Raw genomic sequence first — 8,341 nt, forward strand, 5'->3', positions numbered from 1 at the left:
CCCCTCCTGTCCTTCCCGGATGTCCATGAAAGAGATTCGCAAGCTGCCGGCTTCGGCGGGCGCCCAGTGGTTGCTGGATACGTTCTCGCTGTATCGGCGTGCGCCGCTGCAGCTGGCCCGGATCGGCCTGACCTGGCTGCTGGTGAGCTGGGTGGTGACCTTGCTGTCGACGCTGATTCCCGGCGCCGCCGGCATGGCCGTACAGCTGATGACCCTGGCCATCTCGCCGATCATGTTCGGCGGCATGCTGTATGCCGTGGGCGAGATCGACGAAGGCCGCCCGGGCGTGGCCTCGCACCTGCTGCAGCCGATCCGCGACCACCGCGTCAGCCACCTGCTGGTGCCGCTGGCGATCCAGGTGCTGGCGGTGCTGCTGCTGGGCGCGCTGCTGTTCCTGATGATCGGCCGCGAGGGCTTCACCGCCTTCAGCGAGGTCATGACCAAGATGGAAGAGATCAGCCGCAGTGGCCAGCAGATCAAGCCGGACGATGCAGCGGCGCTGGTCGCCAACCTGCCGGCCAAGCGCATCGCGCTGTGGATGCTGCTGGTGTTCCTGAGCGCGGTGGCGCTGTCGCTGGCGATGTTCACCCAGCCGGCGCTGGTCGTGTTCGACAAGCAGAGCGGCATGCATGCGCTGCGCCTGAGCCTGCAGGGCTGCATCGAGAACATCGGCGCGATGTTCGTGTTCGCCGCACTCGGCCTGATCGCCGCGTTCTGCATGTACATCCTGTTCGTGATCGTGATCCAGATCGCGATGCTGATCGGTGGCCCGCTGGCCGCGGCCTTCATCGCCCAGCTGGTGCTGACCACGGTGCTGATGCCGCTGTATGTCGGCGCGGTCTACGCCGCGTGGAAGCAGATGTTCGTGCACCGCGGCAGCCGCGCGGCGCCGCCGATTCCGACCACGCCGACCTCGAGCGACGTGTTCCACGCCTGACCGGCCCCACCGGTAGCGCCGGGCCATGCCCGGCGGTGGCATCACATCGAACCCGGCACGCCGGGCATGGCCCGGCGCTACCGCATCAGGCGGCGGGTTTCTTCACTACCGACGACGGCACCAGCCAGCGTGCGGCGTGGATGCCCAGCTCGTACAGCAGGCACATCGGGATCGCCAGCATCAGCTGCGACACCACGTCCGGCGGGGTCAGCACCGCCGCCACCACGAAGATGCCGACGATCGCGTAACCGCGGCCTTCCTTGAACTGCTGCGGCGTCACCCAGCCGAGCAGCACCAGGATCACCATCGCCACCGGCAGTTCGAAACTGCCGCCGAAAGCGAAGAAGATCGCCAGCACGAAATCCAGGTAGGCATTCGCATCCGGAGTGATCGCAATCACGTCCGGGCTGAAGGTGGTCAGAAAATGGAACACCGCCGGCAGCACCAGGAAGTAGGCGAAGGCGCAGCCGGTGTAGAACAGCAGTACCGACGACACCAGCAACGGCACCGCCAGGCGCTTCTCACGCGCATACAGGCCCGGGGCAACGAACGCCCACAGCTGGTACAGCAGCCAAGGCACCGCCACGAACAGGGCCACGAAGAAGGTCAGCTTCAACGGTGCGAAGAAGGCACCGGCCGGGTTGGTGGCGATCATCGTCTGCCCGTTCGGCAGCTGCGACACCAGCGGTTCGGCCAGCGCGTTGTACAGCTTCTGGGTAAACGGCAGCAGGGCCAGCAGCACCACGCCCAGGCCCAGCAGTGCGCGCACCAGGCGGCCGCGCAGTTCCACCAGATGTTCGACCAGCGAGCTTTCGCCGAAATCCTGTTCACTCATGGCTGGCGCTCCGTGCTCTGCGGCGGCGGCGCACCGGCTTCAGGGGGTGTCGCCGGCGTCGGCGCGGGAGCAACGCTCTCCTGTGCCGGCGCAACGGCATCGGGCGCAGCGCTCATATGCGGCGGCAGATCCGCAGGCGCCGGTGCGCGAACCTCCTGCGCCAGCGTATCGCCCTGCTGCCGGGCCTCCTGCGCTTCGCGACGGATCGCTTCACCGCTGGCGCGCAGCTGGTTCTCGGTGTCCTGCATGCCCTGGCGCACGTCCTGCATCTGCCGCTTGATGTCCTCGGCCTGCAGTTCGCGCTCCAGTTCCTGTTTCACCGAATCCCACTGATTGCGGGCACGACGCACCCACAGGCCGGCGAAGCGGGCCGCCTTGGGCAGGCGCTCGGGACCGAGCACCACCAGGGCGACCACTGCAATCACCAGCAGTTCGCTGAAGCCGATATCGAACACCGCAACCGCTCCGGATCAGCGAGCGTTACGGTCGTGCTCGTCCTGCGCAGTGCGCGAGGCGTCCTGGCTGCGCGACTCATCGCCCAGCTGCGCGTTCGGCTTGTCTTCGTCGCGCATGCCCTTCTTGAATTCCTTGACCGCCGAACCGAGATCCTTGGCGCCGCTGGTCAGGCGCTTGGTGCCGAACACCAGCAGGACGATGGCCAGCACGACCAACCAATGCCAGATGCTGAAACTGCCCATAAAGACGCTCGTTACGTTAGTGATCAGGCTGTCGAGCATAGCGCACCGGGTGTTAGCCGGCGCGCGTGACGAAAGTCAGTTTCCGCCCAGCGTTTCCGTGCGGATTTCGCCGTCGTTGACCGGCTGGAAACCCTGCTGCTGCGGCGGCGGGTTCTGCGGCACGTTCTGCAGCGGCGCGGTGGTGGCCTCGGCTGGGGCGGCCGGCGCTGCCTGAACAGGCGCTGGAGCAACCGCCGGGGCCGCTGCCGGACGCGGGGCGCTGCCGCCGTTGCCGCTGCGGTTGTTGCGCGCGGCGTAGGTGGCCTCTTCCAGGCGATCGCGGAAGGCGACCACATCCATCGACGGCGAACCGGCGGCGCGGCCTTCGAAGATCATGCGCGGCGTGGTGTTGCTGCCGTATGCATCCAAGTTGGCGGCATCATCGATCTGCAGCACCGCACCATCCAGGGCGACACCGGCGAACAGGCCGCGGGCGCGCGACCAGGACCAGATCTCGGCCTTCAGCTGGCCGTCGGTGGCAGCGGCGGCATTGCGGCCGACCGGGCCGGCGGCGACACCGGCATCGGCGCCCAGCGTGAACTTGCCGTTGACCAGATTGTCCAGGCTGCGGTCGTTGCGGAACACCAGCACCACATCGGAGGACTGCACACCGGCCTGGAAGCCGATGCTGCCGCCAGTGAGCTTCACGAACACCGGATTGGACCAGGCGCCATTGGGCATGCGCACCGACATCAGGCCGTGGCCACGGCGACCGCCAATGACCAGACCGGCCTTGATCGTGTCGGGAATGACGATGACCGCGCGGCCTTCGTCGAGCAATTTGTCCGGAATGCCCTGTTCAGGGATTTCCTGGATTTCAGCCAGCACGCGCACGGCATTGCGGGCACGCTGGTCTTCCTGCGGTCCGGCCATGGCCTGGCTGGACAGCAGGCTGGCGGCGATCAGCAGGGCTTGGATCGGGCGACGCATGGCAGGCTCCAGAAGTCAGTCCATAGGAAGATATAGCAAGTGACTGAAATTAGTAGTGTTGTCATGAATCTCCAATGAGCGTTCCCTGCTCACATTGACGCGCGCTATGCCTGCAATCCGAACCCTGCATCCCGGCACGGCGCCGGATCGGCGACAATACCGCCCATGCTCGACGCACCCGATACCGCCGTGCTGGCGGTCAACCTAGGCACGCCCGAGACGCCGACGGCCCCCGCCGTACGCCGTTACCTGGCTGAATTCCTGTCCGACCCCCGCGTGGTCTCGATCCCGGCACTGCTGTGGCAGCCGCTGCTGCGCGGGTTGATCCTGCCGCTGCGCAGCGGCCGTTCGGCGGCCAAGTACGCCCAGGTCTGGCTGCCCGACGGCTCACCGCTGATGGTGCACACCCGGCAGCTGGCGCAGGCGATGCAGGCCCTGCTGCCGACCCTGAAGGTTCGCCATGCGATGCGCTATGGCGAACCCGCCCTGGCCAGCGAGCTCGACCGCCTCGCCGCCGAAGGCGCGCGTCGCATCGTCGTGCTGCCGTTGTACCCGCAGTACTCCACCACCACCACCGCCTCGGTCGAAGACCGCGTCGATGCGTGGCAGCGCCGCAACCCGGGCGTAACCGTCAGCCTGGTGCGCGACTACTCGGTCGATCCGGGCTGGGTCGAGGCCGTGGCCGGCTCGATCCGCCGCTACTGGGAACAGCACGGTCGCGGCCAGAAGCTGATGTTCTCCTTCCACGGCATCCCGCAGCGCCTGGCCGATGCAGGCGATCCGTATCCGCAGCGCTGCGAGGCCAGTGCACAGGCCATCGCCAGGGCACTGGAACTGGGCAGGGACGAGTGGCAGATGGGTTACCAGTCGCGGTTTGGCCGCGAGCGCTGGCTGCAGCCCTATGCCGAACCCAGCCTGTGGGCGCTGGCCGAATCCGGCGTGAAGCAGATCGACGTTGTCTGCCCGGGCTTTGCCACCGATTGCCTGGAAACGCTGGAGGAAGTGGCGCTGGGGTTCACCGAGACGCTGGCCGAGCGCGGCGCGACGATGCGCTACATCCCGTGCCTCAACGCCGATCCGGAACACGCTCGCGCCCTGGCGCGGCTGGCCGTGGCCTCGCTGGCATGAGTCTGCAGCCGTTTGAACTGGAGGTCGGTGGCGCGCGCGTCGCCGGCCTGCGCAACCACGGCGACGGCCCGCGCGTGTTGGCCCTGCATGGCTGGCTCGACAACGCGGCCAGCTTCGTGCCGCTGGCGCCGCATCTGTCGTCGCTGCAATTGGTGGCGATCGACCTGCCCGGTCACGGCCACAGCGCGCATCTGCCGGCGGGTGCCAGCTACACCACGGCCGCCGCGATCTGCCACGTACTCGATGTCGTCGATGCACTGGGCTGGGACCGCTTCAACCTGCTCGGCCATTCGATGGGCGCCGGCATCGCCAGCCTCACCGCCTCGGTCAGTGATCGGGTCGAACGGCTGGTGGCGATCGAAGCACTCGGCGGCCTGCGTGGTCCCGAGGAAGAAACCGCCAACCGCCTGCGCGAGCATGTGAATGCCACGCGTGGGCTGGCACGAAAGCAGTTGCGCGTGTTCCCCGACCTCGCCGCGCCGATCCGCGCGCGGATGATGACCAACCAGCTCAGCGAGCGCTGTGCACGGCTGCTGGTCGAGCGCGGCGTGGAGCCTGTCGAAGGCGGCTACCGCTGGTGCAGCGACCCGCGCCTGATGCTGCCCACTGCGATCCGCCTCAGCGAAGGCCAGATCGACAACCTGCTGCAGGCCATTGCCTGCCCGACGCAGGTGATCTACGCCACGCCGGCACAGTCCTACTATCCCGAGCCGATGCGCAGTGATCGCCTGCAGCACCTGCGCAATGGCCGTCTGGCGGTGTTTGCCGGCAACCATCACCTGCACATGGAAGATCCGGAACAGATCGCAGATGTGATCCTGCACTTCTTCAACAACGACAACGGCGGCTGAGCGCAGGCACCGGCGCGCTTCACTCTGCGCGTCTGCGGCCGATACATCAGTTGCGGGCCCTTGCGTCCGCAGCACGCAGGTCCGGTCGGACCTGCGGCGTGTGTCTGGTTCTGCAAGGAAGTCCGCATGCCCGCTCCATTGCACCGCCACCCACAGGATGTGGTCACGGTGTCCCGTCTCCGCGTCGCTGATCGCGTCGCATTCCCCGAATTCCCGGCTCGCGCCCTGGTCACGCACTCCTGCGTGCGCCGCGGCGTGGCCGTTGTCGTTTGCTGATCCAGGAGTCGCCGATGTCCGTTGCATTCTCCCGTCCCCCCGATACCGCCCGACTGCCGCATCTGCAGCATCTCGCCCGCCGCGCTGACCGCCGCCTGCTGATCGGCAGCGCGGTCCTGGCCCTGGCTGGCCTGGTGCTGGCCCTGCGGGGTCCGCAGCTGCAGGCCGCCGCGTTGGTGGCCGTCGCCGTGCTGCCAGCCGCGTGGTTCGGCGGACCGCAGGCGGGCCGGGCCGTCGCCCGCAACGGCTTGGCATTGCTGTTGTCGCTGCAGCTGGCCGTGTTGTGCGCGATCGCCGGACTGTCACCGGCGTTGCCGATTGCCCTGCTGCTGGGCGTGCTGCTGGGCCACCGCGATCGCCTTCCGGTGTGGCTGGCCGGTGGCGTCGGCACGCTCGCGCTGCTGGCACCGCTGCAGGCGGGCGCTGCCGCGTGGCCAACGCTGCTGCAGGCCGGCATGTTCGCGGGCCTGACCTTGTTCCTCGGCCAGGTCGCACTGCGCCTTCGGCAGCAGACCGAGGCCCTTGGCCATGGCCCGCATCGGCTTGCCGCGCTGGCACGTGACATCGCCACCGGTGCCGATCTTGGTGCACATGCCGACACCAGCGCCTATGCACCGGGTTCACTCGCCCACGCCCTGGCCGACACCGCACGCCACGTGCAGGCACAGCGTGGACGCGAGGCGGCGGCCCATGCCGAGAACGCGCAGATCCGCCAGGCGCTGGATGCCTCGCGGACCGCGATGATGATCGCTGACAACGACCACGTGATCCGCTATGTGAACCGCTCGGTGGTAGCCCTGCTGCGCAACCAGCAGGCGACGCTGCGACAGGCCTTCCCCGATTTCGATGCCGAACGCCTGGTCGGCAGCAGCATCCATCGTTTCCATGCCAACCCGGACCGTATCCGCGCCATCCTCAACGGCCTGCAGGTCACGCACAACGGCAAGGTGCAGATCGGACCGGTGCACTTCGCCCAGGTGGTCACCCCGGTGTTCGACGCGCAGGGCATGCGCCTGGGCTTCGCCGTGGAGTGGCATGACCGCACCCATGAGCTCGCGCTGGAGAATGCCGTGGCCGGCATCGTTGCAGCGGCAGCGGCCGGTGACCTCGACCAGCGCCTGCAGGCCACTGAAGGTGCCAGCTTCCTCGATGGCCTTACCGGTGGCATCAACCAGCTGCTCGATACGCTCGGCAGCACCGTCAACGAAGTGCGGCAGATGCTCTCGGCATTGGCCAACGGTGATCTGGATCGGCGCATGCACGGCGAATATCACGGCGCTTTCGCCGCGATCCAGCGCGATGCCAATGCCACGGCCGGGCAATTGGCACGCATGGTCGGTCGCATCCAGGAATGTGCGGCGTCGATCAGTACCGCCGCCAGCGAGATTGCCGCCGGCAACGGCGCATTGTCCGAGCGCAGTGAGCGCCAGGCCGCGCACCTGCAGGAGACTGCAGCATCGATGGAGGAACTCACCGCCACCGTGCGCCAGAACGCCGCCCATGCGCGTGAGGCCAGTGCGTTGGCCGCCTCCACGCAGAGCGCTGCCAGTGACGGCAACACGGCCATGCAGCGGGTGGTGGATACCATGCAGGCCATCGAAGGTGCCTCGAAGCGGATCGGCGACATCACCGGCGTCATCGACGGCATTGCCTTCCAGACCAATATCCTGGCGTTGAACGCAGCGGTGGAGGCGGCACGCGCCGGCGAGCAGGGCCGAGGCTTTGCCGTGGTGGCCAGCGAGGTGCGCGTGCTGGCACAGCGGTCGGCGGCGGCCGCACAGGAGATCAAGAAGCTGATCGACGAAGCAGGCCGGCAGGTGGGCGAAGGTGCCCAGCTGGTGGCCGACGCCGGCCAACGCATGCAGGGCATTGTGGGCGGCGTGGAGGATGTCAGCCACCTGATGCGCGAGATTTCCGCAGCGTCGCAGGAGCAGTCGATCGGTATCGAGCAGATCAACCAGACCGTGGTGCAGATGGATCAGGCCACGCAGCAGAACGCGGCGCTGGTGGAAGAAGCCACCGCTGCCGCACGTGAGCTGCAGTCGCAGGCGGGGACGCTGACTGAGGCGGTCTCGGTGTTCCGCCAGCAGGAAGCACATGAGGAGGCTCTGGTCGCCTGATCCCGTTTTTCAGGTGATCCCGATGAAGACGGCGCCCGCGGGGCGCCGTTTTTTTGCGTGTTGTGCGTGATGGGTCACGCCGGTAGCGGCCCGCACTGGTTGGCGCCGTGGTTTCTCGCGGAGAGCATCCACGCGCGGCGTGGACCTATTCGGCAAACGATTGCGGCGCGGGCCTGCTGTGGGTTAGTTGGCAACCTTGGTTGGCGCCTGGGTTCCTCGCGGAGAGCATCCACGCGCGGCGTGGATCTACCGCTGATCCCTCTGCCATCGGTAGTCGCCAACCTTGGTTGGCGCCGCCGCTCGCGGCGGTTTCATCAACGCGTCTGCCGGCCAGTGGCCGGCATTACCCGGTATTTCCTGCGCACAAAGAAAAACCCCGCTGCGCAAGCAGCGGGGTTTTGGGTGTAAACCCTGGCGATGACCTACTCTCGCATGGCTTGAGCCACACTACCATCGGCGCAGCTGCGTTTCACTTCCGAGTTCGGGATGGGATCGGGTGGTTCCACAGCGCTAATTTCACCAGGGAG

At 67.4% G+C, this 8,341-nt stretch carries 8 protein-coding genes and 1 rRNA gene; 4 read left to right on the plus strand and 5 right to left on the minus strand.

Features of this window, described 5'->3' with window-relative positions; genetic code table 11:
- The first annotated feature begins 25 nt into the window (after positions 1–25).
- Positions 26–937 carry a BPSS1780 family membrane protein gene (locus AC5P6E_RS04700; protein ID WP_019337948.1) on the plus strand — a complete coding sequence of 304 codons (912 nt, stop codon included), beginning with the start codon at positions 26–28 and terminating at the stop codon, positions 935–937.
- 85 nt (positions 938–1,022) lie between these two features.
- Here AC5P6E_RS04700 and tatC read toward each other — a convergent pair whose 3' ends face one another.
- The 4 genes from tatC to AC5P6E_RS04720 form a co-directional block, all read right to left on the minus strand.
- Positions 1,023–1,772, minus strand: coding sequence for a twin-arginine translocase subunit TatC (gene tatC / locus AC5P6E_RS04705; protein ID WP_010482410.1), 750 nt, complete (start codon positions 1,770–1,772; stop codon positions 1,023–1,025).
- Entirely contained in the window at positions 1,769–2,227 is a 459-nt protein-coding gene (gene tatB, locus AC5P6E_RS04710) for a Sec-independent protein translocase protein TatB (protein ID WP_019337949.1), read from the minus strand. Before tatB ends, tatC begins: the two co-directional genes overlap by 4 nt.
- A 15-nt stretch (positions 2,228–2,242) precedes the next feature.
- Positions 2,243–2,470: a Sec-independent protein translocase subunit TatA gene (gene tatA, locus AC5P6E_RS04715; protein ID WP_005420453.1), complete on the minus strand. Its 228-nt coding sequence runs from the start codon at positions 2,468–2,470 to the stop codon at positions 2,243–2,245.
- A gap of 75 nt (positions 2,471–2,545) precedes the next feature.
- Positions 2,546–3,439 (minus strand): lipid-binding SYLF domain-containing protein, encoded by an 894-nt coding sequence (locus AC5P6E_RS04720; RefSeq protein ID WP_010482416.1) that lies wholly within the window; start codon positions 3,437–3,439, stop codon positions 2,546–2,548.
- 165 nt (positions 3,440–3,604) lie between these two features.
- Here AC5P6E_RS04720 and hemH point away from each other — a divergent pair, with 165 nt between their 5' ends.
- The 3 genes from hemH (at position 3,605) to AC5P6E_RS04735 (ending at position 7,814) form a co-directional block, all read left to right on the plus strand.
- The gene (gene hemH, locus AC5P6E_RS04725) at positions 3,605–4,567 is read left to right on the plus strand and encodes a ferrochelatase (protein WP_019337950.1); all 963 of its coding nucleotides are present in this window, start codon (positions 3,605–3,607) and stop codon (positions 4,565–4,567) included.
- On the plus strand, positions 4,564–5,418 hold the full coding sequence (locus AC5P6E_RS04730; protein ID WP_019337951.1) for an alpha/beta fold hydrolase: 855 nt from the start codon (positions 4,564–4,566) through the stop codon (positions 5,416–5,418). Before hemH ends, AC5P6E_RS04730 begins: the two co-directional genes overlap by 4 nt.
- Positions 5,419–5,708: 290 nt before the next feature.
- The gene (locus tag AC5P6E_RS04735; protein WP_053443753.1) at positions 5,709–7,814 is read left to right on the plus strand and encodes a methyl-accepting chemotaxis protein; all 2,106 of its coding nucleotides are present in this window, start codon (positions 5,709–5,711) and stop codon (positions 7,812–7,814) included.
- Between the two features lie 409 nt (positions 7,815–8,223).
- On the opposite strand, the gene rrf is transcribed toward AC5P6E_RS04735, so the two are convergent.
- Positions 8,224–8,338: ribosomal RNA gene (gene rrf, locus AC5P6E_RS04740) — 5S ribosomal RNA — on the minus strand.
- Positions 8,339–8,341: the final 3 nt, after the last annotated feature.

This window comes from Stenotrophomonas sp. YJH_SMC_16 (genome assembly GCF_059367875.1).